The organism is Cupriavidus ulmosensis (genome assembly GCF_977008105.1).
Map to the genome: position 1 here is coordinate 2,667,807 of NZ_CDRMWP010000002.1, position 18,766 is coordinate 2,686,572.

The window sequence follows — 18,766 nt, forward strand, 5'->3', positions numbered from 1 at the left end:
CCGTCCCTGCCTGCCTTGCCCGTACAACAGCACGCGCGCCAACGCCAGCGCGCGGGCTGATCGGCACATGGTCGCTTTCATTCATCACGGCACTCACGGGGCAGGACACTAGATGGCCTACGACAAGTTCCTCTCGCAGGACGAAGTAGACGAATTGCTGAAAGGCGTGTCGGGCGAAGCCGACCTGCCCGAGGTTTCCGCGCCGGTCTCCGAGGACGGCGTGCGCCCGTACAACCTGGCCACGCAGGAGCGCATCGTGCGCGGCCGGCTGCACACGCTCGAGATCATCAACGAGCGTTTCGCCCGCCAGCTGCGCACCGCGCTGTTCAACTTCATCCGCCGCGGCGCCGACATCTCGGTCGGCTCGATCCGCATCGAGAAGTACGGCGACTTCGTGCGCAACCTGCCGGTGCCGACCAACCTGAACCTGGTGCACCTCAAGCCGCTGCGCGGCACGGCGCTGTTCGTGTTCGACCCCAACCTGGTGTTCCTGGTGGTCGACAACCTGTTCGGCGGCGACGGGCGCTTCCACACCCGCGTCGAGGGGCGCGACTTCACCCAGACCGAGCAGCGCATCATCCGGCGCCTGCTGGACCTGGCGCTCAACAGCTACGGCAACGCCTGGCACGCGGTGCACCCGATCGAGCTGGAATACGTCCGCTCGGAGATGCACACCAAGTTCGCCAACATCGCCATGCTCAGCGAGGTGGTGGTGACGACCGCATTCCATATCGAACTGGGCGCCGTGGGCGGCCAGCTTCACGTCTGCTTCCCGTACTCGATGATCGAGCCCGTGCGCGACCTGCTGATGAACCCGCTGCAGGACGAGGTCGAAGTGGACAAGCGCTGGATTTCCCAGCTGTCGCAGCAGATCCGCTCGGCCGAGGTGGAACTGGTGGCCGAATTCGCCCACCTGGAAAGCACCGTGGCCGAAGTGCTGTCGCTGCGCGCCGGCGATGTACTCCCCATCGAGCTGCCCGAGCAGGTGTTCGGCAAGGTCGATGGCGTGCCCGTGATGCAGTGCGGCTTCGGCACCATGAACGGCCAGTACGCGCTGCGGGTAGAACGGATGATCAATCACCAAGAAAGCGATTCCAACAAGGAAACCGACCATGACTGACGGCAAAGACGACAAGCCGGCCGACCCGATGGACGACTGGGCCAGCGCCCTGGCCGAGCAGACCAGCGCCGAGGATCTCGCCGCTGCTGCCGCGCCGGCACCGGCAGTCGCAGCCGCCACCGCAGCCGCGACGCCGGCCGCCTCCAAGGTCTTCCAGCCGCTGGAAAAGGAGGTGCCGAGCGGCTTCCACAACGATATCGAGATGATTCTCGACATCCCCGTGCAGCTCACGGTGGAACTCGGCCGCACCAAGGTGCCCATCAAGACCCTGCTGCAGCTCGCGCAGGGTTCGGTGGTGGAACTCGACGGCCTGGCCGGCGAGCCGATGGACGTGCTGGTCAACGGCTACCTGATCGCCCAGGGCGAAGTGGTGGTGGTCAACGACAAGTTCGGCATCCGCCTGACCGACATCATCACGCCGTCCGAACGCATCCGGAAGCTCAACAGATGATCGCCAGCCTGCGCCGGATGGCCACCGCCGGGCTCGTCGCCGGCCTGGCGCTGGCGCAGGCTGCGCCGGCGGCGGCGCAAGCCAGCGCCGCCGCCGGCAATCCCCCCGCGGCCGGCACCGGCGCCGCCGCGGGCCACGTCGGCCCCAGCGGCGCGGCCAGCATGGCCCAGGCCGGCCTCGGCCTGTTCGCCGTCATCGCCCTGATCCTGCTGCTGGCCTGGCTGGCGCGCCGCGCCGGCCTGGTCCGCCACGGCCAGGGCGGCACCATGAAGGTGGTCGGCAGCACCGCGCTCGGCCCGCGCCAGCGCCTGGTGATGGTGGAGGTGGGCGACACCTGCCTGGTGCTGGGCGTCAGCGCCGGCGAGATCCGCACGCTCCATACCCTGCCCGCGCAGGCCGCGCGGGCGCCGGGCCAGTCTCCGGACCCGGAGCGCGGCGGCCCGGCCAATCCGGCGGGCAGCGGCAGCTTCGGCCAGAAGCTGCTGCGCGCCATGCAACACAACCTGAAGTCATGAATTTCCTGCCCGGCGCCTCGCGGCGCGTTTTCCAGCAGCGGCTGCGAGGCCGCCTGCAGGCTCTGCGCGCCTGCGCCGGCCAGCCCTCGCGGCTGGCCTTCGCCGCCGCGCTGGCCGCCGCCTGCCTGGCGCTGGTGCTGCTGCCCGCCCTGGCGCAGGCCCAGGCGCTGCCCGGGCTGACCAGCCGGGCCGGCCCCGGCGGCAGCCAGACCTGGTCGCTGTCGGTCCAGACGCTGGTCCTGCTGACCTCGCTGTCGTTCCTGCCGGCGGCCATGCTGATGATGACCGGCTTCACCCGCATCATCATCGTGCTGGGCCTGCTGCGCAACGCGCTCGGCACCGCCACCTCGCCGCCCAACCAGGTGCTGGTGGGGCTGTCGCTGTTCCTGACCTTCTTCGTCATGTCGCCGGTGTTCGACCGCGTCTACACCGACGCCTACAAGCCGCTGAGCGAAAACAAGATCAGCCTGGAGGACGCCGCCGAGAAGGCCGCCGTGCCGCTCAAGGCCTTCATGCTCAAGCAGACCCGCGAGAAGGACCTGGCGCTGTTCGCGCAGATGGCCAAGGCGCCCGAGATGCAGGGCCCGGAGGACGTGCAGATGCGCATCCTGGTGCCGGCCTTCGTCACCAGCGAGCTCAAGACCGCGTTCCAGATCGGCTTCACCGTCTTCATCCCGTTCCTCATCATCGACCTGGTGGTCGCCAGCGTGCTGATGGCGATGGGCATGATGATGGTGCCGCCGGCCACCATCTCGCTGCCGTTCAAGCTGATGCTGTTCGTGCTGGTGGACGGCTGGCAACTGCTGCTGGGTTCGCTGGCGCAGAGTTTCCTGAACTGAACACGGGGCGCGCCCGCCGCGTCCCCACCGAGACCGCTCCATCATGACGCCGGAAACCGTAATGAGCATCGCCACCCAGGCGATGAAGATGACCCTGATGCTGGCAGCACCGCTGCTGCTGGTGGCGCTGGTGGCCGGCCTGGTGGTCAGCCTGTTCCAGGCCGCCACCCAGATCAACGAAATGACGCTGTCGTTCATCCCCAAGCTGCTGGCCCTGTTCGCCACGATGGTGCTGGCCGGCCCGTGGATGATCAACACCTTCGTCGACTACATGCGCGAAGTCTTCCAGGGCATTCCCGCCCTGGTGCACTGATGCGGGCGTAGCGCCCGCGCTGCCCTCACACCGCGCCCGCCGTGCTGTCCGTCACCTCCGCCCAGCTCTACGCCTGGATCGCCGCGTTCCTGTGGCCGCTGTTCCGGCTGCTGGCGCTGCTCAGCACGGCGCCCCTGTTCGGCGAGTCCACCATCCCGCGCCGCGCCAAGGTCGCCCTGGCCGCGCTGATCGCGATGATCGTCTCGCCCACCATCGACAAGCTGCCGCTGGCGCCGGTGTATTCCTTCGAAGGCTTCCTCATCATCCTCAACGAGGTCGGCATCGGCCTCGCGGTGGGCTTCACCATGCGGCTGGCCTTCGCCGCCGTGCAGTACGCCGGCGAGACCATCGGCCTGCAGATGGGCCTGTCGTTCGCCTCGTTCTACGACCGCTCCTCGGGCGGCCAGACGATGGTGCTGGGCCGCTTCCTCAACGTGGTCGCCACCCTGATGTTCCTGGCAATGGACGGCCACCTGATGCTGCTGGCCACGCTCGCCGACAGCTTCGCCACCCTGCCGATCTCGTCCCAGCCGCTCTCGGGCGAGGGCTGGTCGGCGGTGGCGGCGGCCGGCGCCAGCGTGTTCTCGTCGGGCATGCTGCTGGCGCTGCCGCTGATCGCCGCGCTGCTCACGCTTAACCTGGCGATGGGCATCCTCAACCGCGCCTCGCCGCAGTTGTCGATCTTCGCGGTCGGCTTCCCGGTCACGCTGGCCGGCGGCTTCCTGATGATGGCGCTGGTGATGCCGCAGATGAGCTCGTACATGGGACGGCTGATCGACAACAGCCTGGCCGAGGTCGGCATGGTGCTGGGGCAGCTGGGGCGGTAGACGGGCCGGCGTCGAGCGCGGCGGCCTTTTCCGGCAGCGCGGCGACGGCGTCGAGCCGGCCCGGCAGTTCCTTCATGAAGACCGCCCGGGCGCGCGGGCCGGCATACTCCGCCTCTTTCTTCGCATCCTGGATCAGGCGGGCGAAGACCACGCCGCGGCCATCCTTCTCCGTCCAGCCGACGAACCATCCATAGGCGTGGTCCCAGTCCTCGCCGCCGTCGGCCAGCCGCGGAGCGCCGGTGCCGGTCTTGCCGTGCACGGCCCAGCCGTTGGCGAGCGTGCCGAGCGCGCTGATGCGGCTGGTCATGTCGTACGCCCGCGCGCTGACCGGCAGTTCGCGCCGGACCACCTTGCGCAGGAAGGCGACCTGCTCCAGCGGGGAAATCCGCAGCGAGGCGCCGAGCCACGCATGGGTCAGGCCGTCATGCCGGCCCGGGTTGCCGGTGACGTCGCGGTTGCCGTACTGGAAGGCATCGACATAGCGCCGGAAGCGGGTCTCGCCAAGCTGGCGCGTGACCTGCTGCGAATACCAGACGATGGAGTTCTTCATCCAGCTCGCGGGATCGGTCGTGACCCGGCGCGCGGGATTGCGGTCGCCGTATTCGGCGCGGTAGGGCATGGCCGGGGCGTGCGCGTCGACCAGCAGGCCCGCGTCGAACCCCATCAGGCTGATGGGCAGCTTGAAGGTGGATGCCGGCGTGACGCGCGTGCCGCAGTCGCCTTCCTGCGTCAGCAGCCTGCCGGTGGCGGCGTCGGCCATCACGGTGCACAGCACGTCCGCCCGGGCCGCGGGCATGGCCAGCGCCGCGCCCAGCGCGGCGAGGATTGCGAATCGCTTCAAGATGTTCTCCGTGGTGTCGTGTTCTTGTCGGGGATGACGCCCGGGCCCGGGCTACGAAGCGCAGCATAGGAGGACGGCGCGCCGGCGCCAAGGCCGCGCGCTGTAACCTGCGTAACATGGCGCCCGCCGCGCAGCACGTCGCGGCCAACCTCGGCCTGTGCCTGTGGCTGTTCTGGAACCACGCACTGATCGACCCCGCGCGCGCGTGGCCGGCCGGGCAGGTGCAGCGCCAGGCGGTGCGCTGGCTGGGCTTGTCCGAATGGATCTGCGACCGCTTCGGCGTGGGCGGCGGCTCGGCGTGGAACATCATCTTCCTGCTGCGCATCGCGCGCGGCAACTGCAAACAGGACGGCGGCGGCGCGCTCGCCGACTTCCGCGCGCAGCGGCCACTGCGGCTGGACGACGCGGTGGATGCGCTGCGCCCGTTCCACGCGCCGTTCGCGCGGGCCAAGGGCTTCATCAGCTGGTCGTCGCTGGCCGGCTTCGCGCTGGAAGAGCACGACGGCGGCCACGTGCGCTACGGCGCCCTGCAACTGGCCAACCTGCTGCTCGAAGCGAGCTGGTTCGAGACCTTCGAGCATGGCGCCACGCCGGCCGCCTTCGCCGCCGTGGAGCGGCTGGCCGGGCTGCTGGGCAAGCTGCGCCCGGCCGAGCGGCGCTTCTTCCAGGCCGCGCTGGCGGCGCTGCCGCGCGAGCTGCGGCTGGCCGCGGCCGAAGCCGGCAGGCACGCGGGCCGGCGCGCCGATGAAGCGGCCGGCACGGCGAGCCGCAAACAGGCCCCGGGACAAGCCCCCAAACGGTCGCCCAAGCCGTCGCCAGAACCATCGCCAGAACAATCCCCCAAGCAGGCCCGCGCCGGCACGCACAGCCGCCGGCCACGCTGACACACAAGCGTCATCCCGACGCAACATCGCCTCCCTATAGTCGCGCTCGCCACTGACAGGGAGACAAGAATGGGCACTCACAAGAACAAGCACCACGTGCGCCCCGGCATGACCGCCATGCTGGCCGTGCTGGCCACGGCGGCCGCGCTGTACGGCTGCGGCAGCGAGAACCCGGACGCGGCCGCCGCCGCGATCGCCCCCGCCGTCCCCACCGCGCCGGCCGCGCCTGCGGCTCCGGCCGGCGACGCCGCCAGCGCCGCCGCCAACATCCAGGCCGCGTGGGTCGAGATCGGCGACAGCAACCAGGCCATCGCCCGCGTGATCACCAGCTATGCGGCGCCGGCCGCCGCCGGCGACACCCCGCCCGCCAACGCCGTGTGCCCGCTGCTGACCGTGGACGGCGTGCAGCAGCGCATGGCGCTGCGCGTGGGCGCCGGCACCATGCCGCTGCGCCCCACCGCCAGCGCGCCGGCCGACTCCAAACCCTCGGATTTCCCGGTCTCGGCGTGCGAAGCCACGCTGCCGGCCGGCGCCGCCGCCGCCAGCGTGGCCGGGCGCGCCCTGCCGCTGCCCAAGGCCAGTCCCCGGCGCGTGCTGGTGCTGGCCGATACCGGCTGCCGCCTGAAGAAGGCCGACAACGTCTACCAGCCGTGCAGCGACACCGCCGTGTGGCCGTTCGCCACGCTCGCGGCCACCGCCGCCGCCATGAACCCGGACCTGGTGCTGCACATCGGCGACTACCACTACCGCGAGAACCTGTGCCCGCCGGACATCGCCGGCTGCCAGGGCACGCCGTGGGGCTATGGCTGGGATACCTGGCAGGCCGACCTGTTCAGGCCCGCCGCCGCGCTGATGGCCAGGGCGCCGTGGGTGGTGGTGCGCGGCAACCACGAGGAATGCGCGCGCGCCGGCCAGGGCTGGTTCCGCTTCCTCGACCCGCGCCCGTACACCGAGGCCCGCTCGTGCAACGACCCGGCCAACGACGGCAACGCCAACTACTCCGAGCCCTACACGGTGGCGCTGGGCACCGACTCGCAGGTCATCGTGTTCGACTCGGCCAAGGCCGGCAAGACCGCGCTGCCGACCAGCGACCCGCAGTTCATCGCCTACCAGAAGCAGTTCCAGACCGTGGGCTGGCTGGCCAGCAAGCCGGGCATGGTCAACACCATGTTCACCAACCACCATCCGGTGCTCGGCTTCGCGCCGGTGGCGGGCAGCGCGCCGGCGCCGGGCAACCTGGCGCTGCAGTCGGTGATGAGCAGCCTCAACGCCCAGGCCTACTACCCGCCGGGCATCCAGGTGGCGCTGCACGGCCACGTGCATGACTTCCAGGCCATCAGCTTCGCCTCCAACCACCCGGCCACCATCGTGTCCGGCAACGGCGGCGACAACCTGGACGTGGCCCTGCCCGACCCGCTCACGCCGGGCGCCGTGCCCGCGCCGGGCACCACCATCGACAAGATCACCCATCACAACAGCTTCGGCTTCCTGCTGATGGAGCGCAGCCCGGCGCCCGCCACCGGCTGGACCTTCAAGGCCTACAGCGTGGCCGGCAAGCTCATGGCCACCTGCGCGCAGACCGGCACCACGCTGGCCTGCGACAAGACGGGCTTCCTGGCGCCGTGACGGCATCGGTTCGCGCCGCCTGCGCGGCCCGGCCCGCCGGGCCGCGGGCCGCCGGCATCCGCATCGCGCGGGCGGCGCGGAGACTTGCCGCCGGCGCTGCCGTCCTGGCCACGGGCCTCGCGGCCGGCGCGCCCACCGCGGACACCGTGCTGACGCCGGGCGCGCCACCATCGGTGGTGGTCGACATCATCGGCAACGGCACGCCCAAGGTGGCCGCCAGGGTCGACCCGACCGCCGCCGTGTTCCGCCCCGACCCGGCGCTCGCCGCGCTCGGCAGGCGCATCTTCTTCGATACGCGCCTGTCCGAGCCGCGCGGCCTGTCCTGCGCCGGCTGCCACGACCCCGCGCGCGCGTTCGCGCCCACGCTCTCGCCCGCCGTGCTGGCCGGGCCGCGCGTGCCGCAGGGCAGCCGGCCCGGGCACTTCAGCCTGCGCAACGCGCCCTCGCTGCTGTACGTGCGCTACGTCCCGCGCCGGCACTTCTACCAGGACGACGACGCGCCCTACGCCTCGCCGTTCGGCGGCCTGTTCGCCGACGGCCGCGCCGACACGCTGGCCGAGCAGGTGCGCGGCCCGCTGCTCGACCCCGAGGAGATGAACAACGGCACGCCGGCGCGCCTGCTGCGCAAGGTCGGGAGCACGGAACTGGCGCCCGCGCTGGCCGCGCAGTTCGGCCCCGCGGCGCAACGCGATCCCGCGCAGATGATGCTGGCGCTGGGCCGCGCGCTGGAGGCCTACCTGCAAAGCGACGAGATGGCGCCGTTCAGCTCGCGCTTCGACGACTACCTGCGCCGGCGCGCGCCGCTGTCGCCGCAGGAAACGCGCGGCCTGGCGCTGTTCAAGAACCCGGACAAGGGCAACTGCATGAGCTGCCACACGCTGGCGGACACCGCCAGCCGGCCCGAGCGCTCGCTGTTTACCGACTTCGGCTACGACGCCATCGCCGTGCCGCGCAACCGCGCGCTGCCCGCCAACCGCGACCCGAAGCATTTCGACAACGGCCTGTGCGACACCGCGCGCCGCCTGCGCTGGCCCGAACCGGCGCAATGGTGCGGCTACCTGCGCACGCCCGGCCTGCGCAACGTGGCGGTGCGCCAGAGCTTCATGCACAACGGCGTGTTCACCACGCTGCGCGACGCGGTGGCGTTCTACAACACGCGCTCGACCGATCCCGGCAAGTGGTATCGCGGCGGCAAGCCCTTCGACGACGTGCCCGCCGCCTACCGCGGCAACGTCAACGTCAACGCGACGCCGATGAACCGGCGCGCGGGCACCACGCCGGCGCTGACCGAGGCGGAGATCGACGACATCACGGCCTTCCTGCGCACGCTCACGGACGCGCCCTACGCGAGCGCCATGCCGCCGGCCGCGGCGCCGGTGGCTGCGCGGCCCTAGCCCTAGCCGGCGGCCCGCGCCTCACGGCGACGCGCACACCGCGTCCGGCTCGAAGCCGCGGAACACCTGCTGCGTGGGGTCCGGCGTGGCCACGATCTCGCCCGAGGGCGCGCGCAGCAGCCGCAGCACCTGGCCGGCGCAGTTGCGGGCCGCCGCGTTGCGCTGGTAGCGCAGCTCGTACTGCCAGCCCGGCAGCGGCACGAACGACACGCCGATCGCGCAGCGGTAAGGCTGGTCGTCCGCCGCCGAGGTCGCCGCCGCCGTCAGGTAGATGCGCTGGCTGGCCACCAGCCAGCGCTCGCGCGTGCGCGCCGGCGGCTCCGGCGAGATGCCCCACATCTTCAGGTCTTCCTCCTTGCCGATGGCCGCCGCCTGGTGGCCGGTGGCCGCCAGCAGCGCGGGCCGCGGCGGCTTGGGACACTTGCCGGCATCGACCACGCTGAAGGTGGTGTTGTCGTCCGTATTGGTCACGAGCCGCACGCGCGCGGCGGGCGTGCCGGCCTCGACGCGGTAGCGGGTCACGCAGCCGGCCAGCAGCGTGGCCAGCGCCAGGCTCATCAGGACAGCGGATCGGCGGACATTCGGCATGGGCTGGCGGGAAAGTAGGCGTCCGCTCAAGCATAGGCGTTCCGGCCGCCCGCGCGCCGCCGGGCAAAACCCCGAGCCGGCCCGCGCATTGACTTCCGTTCCGGTTCGGCCTTACCCTCGCCTGAGCCTCCGGCCCGCGCGGCGCGCGGTACCGGAAAAAAAACCGGAAGAAAACCGGAAGAAAAACAAAACAACAAGAACAATACAAAGACAGAGACAATTCCTCGTGAGCACCGCCACGCCTTCCCGCCTGTCCGAACTCCGTCCCGTCCTGCCGATCCTGCTCGGCGCCTCCGTCATGCTGAGCCTGGCGATGGGCCTGCGCCAGAGCCTGGGCATCTTCATGCCGCCGCTGACCAGGGGCATCGGCATCTCGGTTGCCGATTTCACGGCCGCCATCGCGGTGCAGAACCTGGCCTGGGGACTGCTGCAGCCGATCGCGGGCGCGTGGGCCGCGCGCGTGGGCTTCCGGCCGCTGATGATGGCGGGCTCGCTGCTGTACGTGCTCGGGCTGGTCATGCTGGCCACCGCGCAGGGCATCGTCGGAGTCACGCTCGGCGCCGGCGTGGCCATCGGCGCGTCGATGGCCTGCACCGGCAGCGCCTTCGCGATGGCGGTGGCCGCGCGCCCGGTGCCGGTGGCGCTGCGCAGCACGGTGCTGGGCATCGTCTCGGGCGCCGGTTCGCTGGGCGCGCTGGTGGCCGCGCCGGTCGGGCAGGTGGTGGCGCAAGCCTACGGCTGGCGCGTGGGGCTGGCGGCCTTCGTGGTGCTCGCGCTGGTGATGCTGCCGGCGGCGTGGTTCGCCGGCCGCGTCGACCGCCTGCCGCTGCCGGTGCCGCCGGGCGGCGTGCAGCAGAACGCGCGCGAGGCGCTGGGCACCGCGCTGCACCATACGCCGTTCCTGGTCATGGGCGCGGCGTATTTCGTGTGCGGCATGCAACTGGTGTTCCTGACCACGCATCTGCCCTCCTACCTCGACATCTGCGGCATGGACCCGATGCTCAGCGCCAAGGCGCTCGGCGTGATCGGCGGCTTCAACGTGCTGGGCAGCCTGTTCTTCGGCTGGGCCGGCGGGCGCGTCAACAAGCTGCTGCTGCTCGGCGCCATCTACACCATCCGCTCGCTGGCGCTGACGTGGTATTTCACCTCGCCGCCCACGCCGGCCAGCACGCTGGTCTTCGCCGCCGTGATGGGCTTCCTGTGGCTGGGCGTGGCGCCGCTGGTGGCCGGCTGGATCGCCGAGACCTTCGGTCTGCGCTGGCAGGCCATGCTGGGCGGGGTGGCGTTCTTCAGCCACCAGATCGGCAGCTTCGTGGGCGCCTTCGGCGGCGGGCTGGTCTATGATGCCCTCGGGTCCTACACCCTGGCCTGGCAGATCGGCGTGATGCTGGGGCTGGCCGCCGGGCTGGTGCAGATCGCCTTCGCGGTCGCCGCGCGGCCGCGCCCGCCGCGCATGGCGGCGACGTGATGGGAACGTGACGGCGACATGAAGGCGATGTGACGGCGCACGCCAGGCCCCGGCTGCGCCGAACGGCAAGGAGGAAATGTCATGGCCCTGACGCTGCACTACCATCCGCTGTCATCGTTCTGCCACAAGGTCCTGATCGCGCTCTACGAGAACGGCACGCCGTTCGCCGGCCGCGTCGTCGACCTCGGCGACGCGGCCGACCGCGCCGCCTTCGTGGCGCTGTGGCCGGTCGGCAAGTTCCCGGTGCTGCGCGACGACGCGCGCGCGCAGACGGTGCCGGAGAGCACCATCATCATCGAGTACCTCGACCGCCACTATCCCGGCCCGCGGCCGCTGCTGCCCGCCGACGGCGACGGCCGGCGCGAAGCGCGCCTGTGGGACCGCCTGTTCGATCTCTACGTGCACCTGCCGATGCAGAAGATCGTCGGCGACCGCCTGCGCCCGCAAACCGAGCGCGACCCGCGCGGCGTGGCGGATGCGCTGGCCGGCCTGCGCACCGCCTACGGCGTGGCCGACAAGCACATGGCGGAGCGCACCTGGGCCGCCGGCGAACAGTTCTCGCTGGCCGACTGCGCGGCCACGCCGGCGCTGTTCTACGCGGGCATCGCGCAGCCGTTCGCCGACACGCACCCGAACCTCGCCGCCTATTTCGAGCGGCTGGTGAGCCGCCCGAGCGTGCGGCGCGTGCTGGCCGAGGCACAGCCCTATTTCTCCATGTTTCCAATGGCAGACAAGATCCCCACCCGCTTCCTGGCCGGCCAACTGCCCTGAAACGCGACGGCGCGTCCGTCCACGCGGACAAAACCGGGATTGAGCGGAATTGGCCGCGCTACTCCGCGTTTTGAACCGGCGGCCGTTGCGTAAGATGCGCTCGTGCCTCCAGAGGAGGTGCGGCGCCCCCGACCATCAGTCCTGCCCAGCCCCGCGCGCGTACCCGCCGCGCGGGGCTCTTTTTTTTGCCGGCGCAACGCGCGGCGAAGACTTCCGGCGCGAACGAGCCGCAAGCCCCCGGCATCCCGATGCGGTCCGCCGGCGCGCCGCGGAAGCCCGACCGGCCCATCCGCTAAGATTCGGCATCCCAGCCCTCGGAGCCGCCACATGCGCAACCTGGATTTCAGTTCCTGGCAGGGCCTGCTTTCGACCTTGTTCGGGCTGGCCTTGATCACCTTGATCGGCGTCGGCATACGCCTCGTCGTCATGCAGACGATCCAGCAGCGCCGCGAGCGCGAGAACCGGCAGATCAACGAACGCCTGCGCACGCTCATCGCCGCCTACAAGACGCTGGGCGGCTCCTTCACCGGCAATCTCGCGGTCGATCCCACGCACCTGCGCGACCTGCGCCGGCGGAGCGCGGGCGCGGACAGCCCCGACGCGGAACAGGCGGCCGGCGCCATCGCGGCGGATGCGCCGGCCGCCGGCGCCTGGCCCAGCGTCGACCGCTCGCGGCGCATGCGCGACGCGGTCGAGGCGGCCTTGTCCGACATCATCCTGCTCGGCACCGAGGAACAGGTCCTGCTGGCGTCGAAGGCGGCCGCGGAGCTGGCCGCGGGCCGGCCGACGCATACTGACGAGCTGGTGGTCTCGCTGCGCAACTTCATCCGCCAGGTGCTCGACCTGGAGCCGGTGCCGGCCAGCCTGCAGATTCCGAAGCAGGGACCGGCCCGCCCGTCCGCGGCGCGCGGCAAGGCCGAAGGCGGCGCCAAGGGCGGCGAGGGAAAGTCCGGCGGCGGCATGGGAGGAGGTGGCGGCGGCGGCGGTGGTGGCGGGATGGGCGTCGGCGTGAGCCTGCCCGTCGAGGACGACCAGGAGCATCACCACTAGCCGCGCCCCGATGCGGACCCGCGCTATGCCGACGCTAACCCGGCACAATCCGCCGCCCTGCCGGCGCTGCCGGCCGGAGAACGAGGCCCGCGGGGGAATCTACTGGTAGTCGATCAGCACGGTAACAGCGCCAGTGATGGTGCCCGGCGTGACCGTATCGCCGGTCTGGAAATAGGCTGCCTTCATCGGGATCGCATACGATCCGCCCGTGCCCTTGTCGTAGGCACCGACCTGCACCGACTGCTTGAACGTCACCGGCGTGCCGCCGCTGTCCGTCAGCCGGATATTGACCCCGCCCGCGCTGGAACCCGAGCCCGCGGGCAGCACGCCGGGCGCGTTGGCGACCGTGCCGCCGGCCGGATCGAGCGCGTAGCCGACGCGGTTGTAGCCGGGCGGGCAATTGAGCAGACGGACCTCGAAGCCGATCTCGCCGGTGGTGCTGCCCGCGCCCGTGAACGCGCGCTTCTGCGCGGGCGGCATCGTGATGGTCTGGCTCGGCGTCTGGCAGGTGCCGGCGATGGGCTTGATCTTGCCGGCGAGCTGGATCGAGGCGAAGCGCTGGTAGCTGTAGCAGGCGCTATAGCCCGGGGTCGCGGTCGCGCAAAGGTTCAGGTTCGCGCGCCAGCCGCCAGCCAGATCCCCCTGCGACATCGTCGCCTCGGTGCGCACCAGTTGCACCTCGAGCGGACTGGATATGGTGACTGCCGGCGCAAAGGTGGTCGTGGTGAGCGGAGCACCGTTGAGCAGCACCTGCAGACCGATGCCGGACACGTCGACGTCGACCACCGGCCCGGCCGCGGTGTAGGCGCCGCCGTGGACCCAGAACGAGGGCCGTGCCAGCGTGCAGGTCGGCGCCCCGCACAGTTGCTGCGGCGTCACCGACTCGCGGACCAGCACGGTGCCCGGCGCGGCAAGCGCGGGGAACGCGAGATCCCGCCCGAATGCGGTGACGATGTTGTCAGCCACTGCCCAGCCGCATGCGGACGACAGGAGCACCGCGATGGCGCCGGCCGCGATCGTGCGGCGGGGCCGCACAGCTTGCGCACGAAAGCTGCCTTCGTCTTTCCTCATGGTGGTCACTTCGATGAATGGATGGGACGTGGCTAGTATCTGTAAATGTCCCGGCACATGAAATAAGACAAGTACCAAATCGTGGGCGGTGCAGCAAAACCGCGGATGATGTGACGAATTGGCGGGATTGCGATGCCGTGCGGGCCCCGCCACTGCCCCATGCCGTGGCTGCCAGCGCGAAGGCCGTCGGTGCGGGCACGGTAGCTGGTGCCGTGCCCGCGCCGGCCTCCGCCTACCGCGGCGGCAAGTCGGCAACGGCGCTGCCGATCTGCGCGGCGCGCCGCGCGTTCATCTCGGCCACGCACGCGAGGCCGAGTATCTCGTGCGTGTTGCCGGCACCGCCGCCGCCGAGCGCGGCGGCGAATTCGCACTGCGCGTCGCGGTAGCGCGCGAAAACCGCGCCGGATGCCTTGAGCTTGCGCGCGGCGGCGGTGGCGTACCTGGCGTCCTCGTCCCACGCGGCGAGCGCGGCCACGGCCTGCCGCTCGGCTCGCCGCAGCGCGTGCTCGCTCGCGCGCGCCTTGCCGGCGAGGCAATCGCGCATGCCGGCCTGCGAGCCGGCGCTGCATGCCGCGCGCGCGTTCTCGACGCCGCCGGCCTGCGCCGGCATGGCAAGCAGCGACGCGGCCAGGACCAGGCAAGCGGGAAGCGAATGCGCGACGGATATCACCGTGCGCATGCGGCCGCCCTTTCCCCGCGCGCCGGCCCGGGCGCGTACCCGGGCTGCCTGGCGTGGCCGGGACCGCCGCCGCCGTTGCAGCGCCGCGCGACCGGGGCCGTGCCCCGTCCCGACCGCCGCCTCGTGGACCGTGGCGTCGGCCGCGCGCGCGTTGCGGTGCCCGCGCCTGGCCACACCGGATTCACTGCGCGTCGCCGTCGAACACGCGGAAGACGAACGCCTCGGCGGGCGCCGCCTGCGCGTCGGCCACGTCGATCTCGATGCGCCGCAGCGCGCGCTTCGACGAGAACGCGCCGAGCCATTGCGCGGCGAGGCGCGGCAGCACGTGCTGCTCGATGAAGCCGATCAGCAGCCGCGCGCCGGTCTCCTGCACCAGGCAGCGGCCGGTGATGTAGTCGACCACGGCCGGCGCGTAGGTCAGGCCGATCGCGTGGTTCGAGGCCATGCGCCTGACCACGCGGTCGAGGTGCAGCGCGACGATGCGCGACAGCGCTTCCTGCGCCAGCGGGCGGTACGGCACCACGGTCACGCGGCCGAGGAAGGCGGCCGGGAACACCGTCAGCAAGGCCGGGCCGAGCGCCGCGCACAGGCCTTCGTGGTCCGGCGCGAGCGCCTCGTCGGCGCACAGGTTCGCGCTCAGGTCGGAGCCGACGTTGCTGGTGAGCAGGATGGTGGTGTTGCGGAAGTCGATGTAGCGGCCGTCGCCGTCTTCCATGTAGCCCTTGTCGAAGACCTGGAAGAACATCTCGTGCACGTCGCCGTGGGCCTTCTCCACTTCGTCGAGCAGCACCACCGAATAGGGCCGCCGGCGCACCGCCTCGGTCAGCACGCCGCCCTCGCCGTAGCCGACGTATCCGGGCGGCGCGCCCTTGAGGCCGGACACGGTGTGGGCTTCCTGGTACTCGCTCATGTTGATCGTGATGAGGTTCTGCTCGCCGCCGTACAGCGCCTCGGCCAGCGCCAGCGCGGTCTCGGTCTTGCCCACGCCGGACGGGCCGGCGAGCAGGAACACGCCCAGCGGCTTGCCGGGGTCGGTGAGGCCCGCGCGCGCGGTCTGCACGCGCTCGCCGATCTGGCGCAGGGCGTCGCCCTGGCCGATCACGCGGGCCGCGAGCGTATCGGGCAGGACCTGCACGGCGGCCACTTCGTCCGTCACCATGCGGCCGACCGGGATGCCGGTCCAGTCGGAGACGATCTCCGCCACGATGGCTTCGCCGACCTCGGGAAACACCAGCGGCGACTCCTGCTGCAGGTCGGACAGCGCCTGCTCCAGCTCGGCCAGCGCCGCCGGCGGCATGCCGGCCTCGCGCGCGCGCAGCAGCGCCTGGGCGGCGCCCGCCTGGGCCTGCCAGCCCGCCTCCAGCGCGCGCTCGTCGGCTTCCAGCGCGGCGATGCGCCGCCCCACGGCGGCCATCGCCTGGTCGTTGCCGATGCCGATGCGCCGCTCGCTGTCGAGCAGCTCGCATTCGACGCGGGCGGCCTGCAGGCGCTGGCGCACGTCCTGCAGCTCGCGCGGCGGCGCGTGCTGGGACAGCGCCACGCGCGCGCAGGCGGTGTCGAGCAGGCTGATGGCCTTGTCCGGCAACTGGCGCGAGGGGATGTAGCGATGCGACAGCGTCACCGCCGCGCGGATCGCCTCGTCCAGCACCACCACGCCGTGGTGGCCCGAGAAGGTCTGCACGAGGCCGCGCACCATGTCGATGGCGGCCGCTTCTTCCGGCTCGGGCACCTGCAGTACCTGGAAGCGGCGCGTGAGCGCCGGGTCCTTCTCGATGTGGCGCTTGTACTCGGCCCAGGTGGTGGCGCCGATGGTGCGGATGGTGCCGCGCGCCAGCGCCGGCTTGAGCAGGTTGGCGGCGTCGCCGGTGCCGGCCTGCCCGCCCGCGCCGATCAGCGTGTGGATCTCGTCGACGAACAGGATCACCGGCATCGCGGACTTCGCCGCGGCCTCGATCACGCCCTTGAGGCGCGCCTCGAACTCGCCCTTCATGCTGGCGCCCGCCAGCAGCGCGCCGACGTCGAGGCTCAGCAGCCGCACGTCGGCCAGCTTGGGCGGCACGTCGCCGTCGACGATGGCGCGCGCCAGCCCTTCGACCACCGCGGTCTTGCCCACGCCCGCCTCGCCCGTGAGCAGCGGGTTGTTCTGGCGGCGGCGCAGCAGCACGTCGATCATGGTGCGGATCTCCAGCTCGCGGCCGACCACCGGGTCGATCTCGCCGGCGCGGGCGCGCGCGGTCAGGTCCGAGCAGAACTGCTCGAGCGGCGCGCCGCCGGCCGGCGCGGCCAGCGCGGACGATGCCTCGCCCGGCAGCGCGGCGGAGAAATCGCTGTTGTCGTAGGGCGCGTCGTCGGCCTCGGGCGAGCCGTCGATCCACGCCGGCAGCATCTCGCGCAGCCCGTCGAGCGGAATCTTGCCGAACGCCGGCGAGACCGACAGCAGCACGCGCCGCAGCTCCGGCGTCTTGACCAGCGCGGCCAGCAGCCACGCGCCGCGGATGCGGCGGTCGCCGAAATCGAGCGTGGCCAGCACCCAGGCGCGCTCGATCGCGGTCTCGATGTGATGCGAGAAGTCGCTGATCGAGCTCGCGCCGGCGGGCAGCGCGGCGAGCGCGCGCAGGATGTCCTGGTCGAGCGCGTCGGCGTCGACCTCGCAATGCCGGAGGATGCGCTGCAGGTCGCCGTCGGGCGCCTGCAGCAGTTGATGCACCCAGTGCACCAGCTCGACATAGGGGTTGCCGCGCAGTTTGCAGAAAGTCGTCGCGGATTCGACGCTGCGGAACAGCGAGTTTCCGAGCTTGCCGAACAAAGCCTGTCGTGAAATCGTCATAGTCTCGACCGTGAATGATGGGGCGTGCGCGCGGGAGCGCATCCGCCGCGCGGCGCATCGGGAGCACCGTTGTCCGCGCGGGATGCGAGTCGGAAGCGGGCCGGATGCGGGCGGGGATGCAGGCGGGAATGCGGGCAGCGCCGGGCGGGAAATCCGCCGTGCGAAAAAAAATAAGACATTAATGGCGATCATTGCCGATTGCCAATAAGACTAGTATCAATCTTTCATTCAATTGTGTCGGCAATGTCATGAGGCGGAATAAAAGAAATCCGCCGGGCACATGCCGCATTCACGATACCGGACGGGAATAAGCGTCGCATTGCCCACGCCGCAAGCGCGCCACGACTTTCCTGGCGTGGCGGCGCGCATTGCCTTGTCCTGCCTGGATTTCCCGCCCGTGATCGCGCGCACGGATCGACGCGCGGGTCACATCGGCGATTCGCCGCGCCGCCGAAATTTAGAACAATTCCTATATCTACAAATCGGCCCGTGGCATAGCATCTCCCCGGTTTGCATCACACGCTATTCCGTCTTCCGCGTTTCACTTTCCCACCCCGCGCCGTCATTGGCAACGGAAACGGGAAATGAAATGGAGGCAGGCGAAATACCACCCTTTGACGATGTCGAGAGAGAAACTGGCGGCGCACGCGCATCCCGGGCCGCACCAACCCATCCCGGCCGGGAGCGACGCTCCGCGGCCCGGCGGCGAAGCGCCGCCGCCGGACGGCCACGCCGCGCCCGCGCCGCCCGACCTGATCGCCATCGGCAACGCGCTGGCGCGCAGCGAGCCGGCCCACTTCCGCGACCTGGCCGCGCTGGCCGGCGCGCAGGCGGACCCGATGCAGCACCGCGACGCGGCGGCGGGCGCGCCGGCGCCGCTGCTCATCTTCGACGAGGAGCCGCTGGCCGGCCCGGGCGCGCTGCCGGAAAGCGACGACGATGCCGACCCGCTGGCGGGCCTGCTCGCCGAGTACCGCCGCGCGCTGATCCACCGCGAGCGCGACCACGACGCGCACGAGCTCAAGGCCATCGGGCGGCCCCAGGTCGCCATGCCGCTGCCGGAGGACCCGTTCCTCGACGCGCGGGGCCGCTTCGAGACCGGCTCGCTGCTGGGCGATCTGCTGGGCAGCCAGCAGAACATCGACACCGTGCTCGGCGAGATGGACACCTTCCGCGCCGACCACCTGTTCGCCGAGGAAGACCGCCACGAGATCCTGGCGCTGCTCGCGCCGGCCCGCAAGGCCGGCCGGGCGCTGTCGCGGGCCGCGCTGCTGGCCCGCCAGGAGCACCACCTGATCAGCGTGGACAGCCATTTCCCCATGCTGGTGGCGCGCACCGACACGGACGCGCCGGACGAGACAGGCACCGAAATCGGCGCGGACGCCGGCGCCGACATCGACGCCGACACGCAGGCCGCCGGCACCGGCGCGCAGGCGCCAGCGGACGCGCCGTCGGCACACACGACCCCTTCACCGGAACCTCACGATGACGAACAACCTTGA

General features: G+C 71.3%; 17 protein-coding genes and 1 pseudogene. 13 read left to right on the plus strand and 5 right to left on the minus strand.

What is annotated here, in order from left to right; genetic code table 11:
* Positions 1–112 precede the first annotated feature (112 nt).
* The 6 genes from fliM to fliR are packed head-to-tail and all read left to right on the plus strand — an operon-like array spanning position 113 to position 4,065.
* A complete protein-coding gene (gene fliM, locus ACWTPI_RS31560; protein WP_020201830.1) occupies positions 113–1,120 on the plus strand; it encodes a flagellar motor switch protein FliM in 1,008 nt (335 codons plus the stop codon).
* On the plus strand, positions 1,113–1,571 hold the full coding sequence (gene fliN, locus ACWTPI_RS31565; RefSeq protein WP_020201829.1) for a flagellar motor switch protein FliN: 459 nt from the start codon (positions 1,113–1,115) through the stop codon (positions 1,569–1,571). The genes fliM and fliN overlap by 8 nt, the downstream gene beginning before the upstream one ends.
* Positions 1,568–2,086, plus strand: a complete 519-nt coding sequence (gene fliO / locus ACWTPI_RS31570) for a flagellar biosynthetic protein FliO (protein ID WP_454733738.1) — start codon at positions 1,568–1,570, stop codon at positions 2,084–2,086. Before fliN ends, fliO begins: the two co-directional genes overlap by 4 nt.
* On the plus strand, positions 2,083–2,925 hold the full coding sequence (gene fliP, locus ACWTPI_RS31575; RefSeq protein ID WP_020201827.1) for a flagellar type III secretion system pore protein FliP: 843 nt from the start codon (positions 2,083–2,085) through the stop codon (positions 2,923–2,925). The genes fliO and fliP overlap by 4 nt, the downstream gene beginning before the upstream one ends.
* A 43-nt stretch (positions 2,926–2,968) precedes the next feature.
* The gene (fliQ, locus tag ACWTPI_RS31580) at positions 2,969–3,238 is read left to right on the plus strand and encodes a flagellar biosynthesis protein FliQ (RefSeq protein ID WP_029043347.1); all 270 of its coding nucleotides are present in this window, start codon (positions 2,969–2,971) and stop codon (positions 3,236–3,238) included.
* 41 nt (positions 3,239–3,279) lie between these two features.
* The gene (gene fliR, locus ACWTPI_RS31585; protein ID WP_020201825.1) at positions 3,280–4,065 is read left to right on the plus strand and encodes a flagellar biosynthetic protein FliR; all 786 of its coding nucleotides are present in this window, start codon (positions 3,280–3,282) and stop codon (positions 4,063–4,065) included.
* A 46-nt stretch (positions 4,066–4,111) separates the two neighbouring features.
* On the opposite strand, the pseudogene blaOXA reads toward fliR, so the two are convergent.
* Positions 4,112–4,861: pseudogene (gene blaOXA, locus ACWTPI_RS31590) on the minus strand (class D beta-lactamase); the annotation flags it as partial.
* A 161-nt stretch (positions 4,862–5,022) separates the two neighbouring features.
* Between blaOXA and ACWTPI_RS31595 the strand changes: the two are divergent.
* The 3 genes from ACWTPI_RS31595 (at position 5,023) to ACWTPI_RS31605 (ending at position 8,810) form a co-directional block, all read left to right on the plus strand.
* Positions 5,023–5,790, plus strand: a complete 768-nt coding sequence (locus ACWTPI_RS31595) for a hypothetical protein (protein ID WP_454733739.1) — start codon at positions 5,023–5,025, stop codon at positions 5,788–5,790.
* Positions 5,791–5,898: 108 nt separating this feature from the next.
* Complete coding sequence (locus tag ACWTPI_RS31600) at positions 5,899–7,416, plus strand: metallophosphoesterase (RefSeq protein WP_454734048.1); 1,518 nt, start codon at positions 5,899–5,901, stop codon at positions 7,414–7,416.
* Positions 7,359–8,810: a cytochrome-c peroxidase gene (locus ACWTPI_RS31605; RefSeq protein ID WP_454734049.1), complete on the plus strand. Its 1,452-nt coding sequence runs from the start codon at positions 7,359–7,361 to the stop codon at positions 8,808–8,810. The genes ACWTPI_RS31600 and ACWTPI_RS31605 overlap by 58 nt, the downstream gene beginning before the upstream one ends.
* Before the next feature lie 21 nt (positions 8,811–8,831).
* Here ACWTPI_RS31605 and ACWTPI_RS31610 read toward each other — a convergent pair whose 3' ends face one another.
* Positions 8,832–9,368 (minus strand): hypothetical protein, encoded by a 537-nt coding sequence (locus ACWTPI_RS31610; protein WP_454733740.1) that lies wholly within the window; start codon positions 9,366–9,368, stop codon positions 8,832–8,834.
* A gap of 328 nt (positions 9,369–9,696) precedes the next feature.
* Here ACWTPI_RS31610 and ACWTPI_RS31615 point away from each other — a divergent pair, with 328 nt between their 5' ends.
* The 3 genes from ACWTPI_RS31615 to ACWTPI_RS31625 all read left to right on the plus strand — a co-directional run bounded on the left by ACWTPI_RS31615 (position 9,697) and on the right by ACWTPI_RS31625 (position 12,687).
* A complete protein-coding gene (locus ACWTPI_RS31615; protein ID WP_052165810.1) occupies positions 9,697–10,866 on the plus strand; it encodes an MFS transporter in 1,170 nt (389 codons plus the stop codon).
* Between the two features lie 81 nt (positions 10,867–10,947).
* Positions 10,948–11,637: a glutathione S-transferase family protein gene (locus tag ACWTPI_RS31620; protein WP_454733741.1), complete on the plus strand. Its 690-nt coding sequence runs from the start codon at positions 10,948–10,950 to the stop codon at positions 11,635–11,637.
* A gap of 327 nt (positions 11,638–11,964) precedes the next feature.
* Positions 11,965–12,687: a hypothetical protein gene (locus tag ACWTPI_RS31625; protein ID WP_454733742.1), complete on the plus strand. Its 723-nt coding sequence runs from the start codon at positions 11,965–11,967 to the stop codon at positions 12,685–12,687.
* Between the two features lie 99 nt (positions 12,688–12,786).
* Here the strand turns inward: ACWTPI_RS31625 and ACWTPI_RS31630 are convergent, their stop codons facing one another.
* The 3 genes from ACWTPI_RS31630 to tssH all read right to left on the minus strand — a co-directional run bounded on the left by ACWTPI_RS31630 (position 12,787) and on the right by tssH (position 17,264).
* Positions 12,787–13,758 carry a fimbrial protein gene (locus ACWTPI_RS31630; RefSeq protein WP_454733743.1) on the minus strand — a complete coding sequence of 324 codons (972 nt, stop codon included), beginning with the start codon at positions 13,756–13,758 and terminating at the stop codon, positions 12,787–12,789.
* Between the two features lie 232 nt (positions 13,759–13,990).
* Positions 13,991–14,437 (minus strand): lysozyme inhibitor LprI family protein, encoded by a 447-nt coding sequence (locus tag ACWTPI_RS31635; protein WP_454733744.1) that lies wholly within the window; start codon positions 14,435–14,437, stop codon positions 13,991–13,993.
* 181 nt (positions 14,438–14,618) lie between these two features.
* Entirely contained in the window at positions 14,619–17,264 is a 2,646-nt protein-coding gene (tssH, locus tag ACWTPI_RS31640) for a type VI secretion system ATPase TssH (protein WP_029043342.1), read from the minus strand.
* 584 nt (positions 17,265–17,848) lie between these two features.
* Here tssH and ACWTPI_RS31645 point away from each other — a divergent pair.
* Positions 17,849–18,766 (plus strand): TagK domain-containing protein, encoded by a 918-nt coding sequence (locus ACWTPI_RS31645; RefSeq protein ID WP_454740578.1) that lies wholly within the window; start codon positions 17,849–17,851, stop codon positions 18,764–18,766.

Bases quoted from the DNA above. Each gene is read 5' to 3' on its own strand.
- fliM (WP_020201830.1), top strand. From the start codon at position 113: ATGGCCTACGACAAGTTCCTCTCGCAGGACGAAGTAGACGAATTGCTG.
- fliN (WP_020201829.1), top strand. From the start codon at position 1,113: ATGACTGACGGCAAAGACGACAAGCCGGCCGACCCGATGGACGACTGG.
- fliO (WP_454733738.1), top strand. From the start codon at position 1,568: ATGATCGCCAGCCTGCGCCGGATGGCCACCGCCGGGCTCGTCGCCGGC.
- fliP (WP_020201827.1), top strand. From the start codon at position 2,083: ATGAATTTCCTGCCCGGCGCCTCGCGGCGCGTTTTCCAGCAGCGGCTG.
- fliQ (WP_029043347.1), top strand. From the start codon at position 2,969: ATGACGCCGGAAACCGTAATGAGCATCGCCACCCAGGCGATGAAGATG.
- ACWTPI_RS31595 (WP_454733739.1), top strand. From the start codon at position 5,023: ATGGCGCCCGCCGCGCAGCACGTCGCGGCCAACCTCGGCCTGTGCCTG.
- ACWTPI_RS31600 (WP_454734048.1), top strand. From the start codon at position 5,899: ATGACCGCCATGCTGGCCGTGCTGGCCACGGCGGCCGCGCTGTACGGC.
- ACWTPI_RS31610 (WP_454733740.1), bottom strand. From the start codon at position 9,368: ATGAGCCTGGCGCTGGCCACGCTGCTGGCCGGCTGCGTGACCCGCTAC.
- ACWTPI_RS31615 (WP_052165810.1), top strand. From the start codon at position 9,697: ATGCTGAGCCTGGCGATGGGCCTGCGCCAGAGCCTGGGCATCTTCATG.
- ACWTPI_RS31620 (WP_454733741.1), top strand. From the start codon at position 10,948: ATGGCCCTGACGCTGCACTACCATCCGCTGTCATCGTTCTGCCACAAG.
- ACWTPI_RS31625 (WP_454733742.1), top strand. From the start codon at position 11,965: ATGCGCAACCTGGATTTCAGTTCCTGGCAGGGCCTGCTTTCGACCTTG.
- ACWTPI_RS31630 (WP_454733743.1), bottom strand. From the start codon at position 13,758: ATGAGGAAAGACGAAGGCAGCTTTCGTGCGCAAGCTGTGCGGCCCCGC.
- ACWTPI_RS31635 (WP_454733744.1), bottom strand. From the start codon at position 14,437: ATGCGCACGGTGATATCCGTCGCGCATTCGCTTCCCGCTTGCCTGGTC.
- tssH (WP_029043342.1), bottom strand. From the start codon at position 17,264: ATGACGATTTCACGACAGGCTTTGTTCGGCAAGCTCGGAAACTCGCTG.
- ACWTPI_RS31645 (WP_454740578.1), top strand. From the start codon at position 17,849: ATGAAATGGAGGCAGGCGAAATACCACCCTTTGACGATGTCGAGAGAG.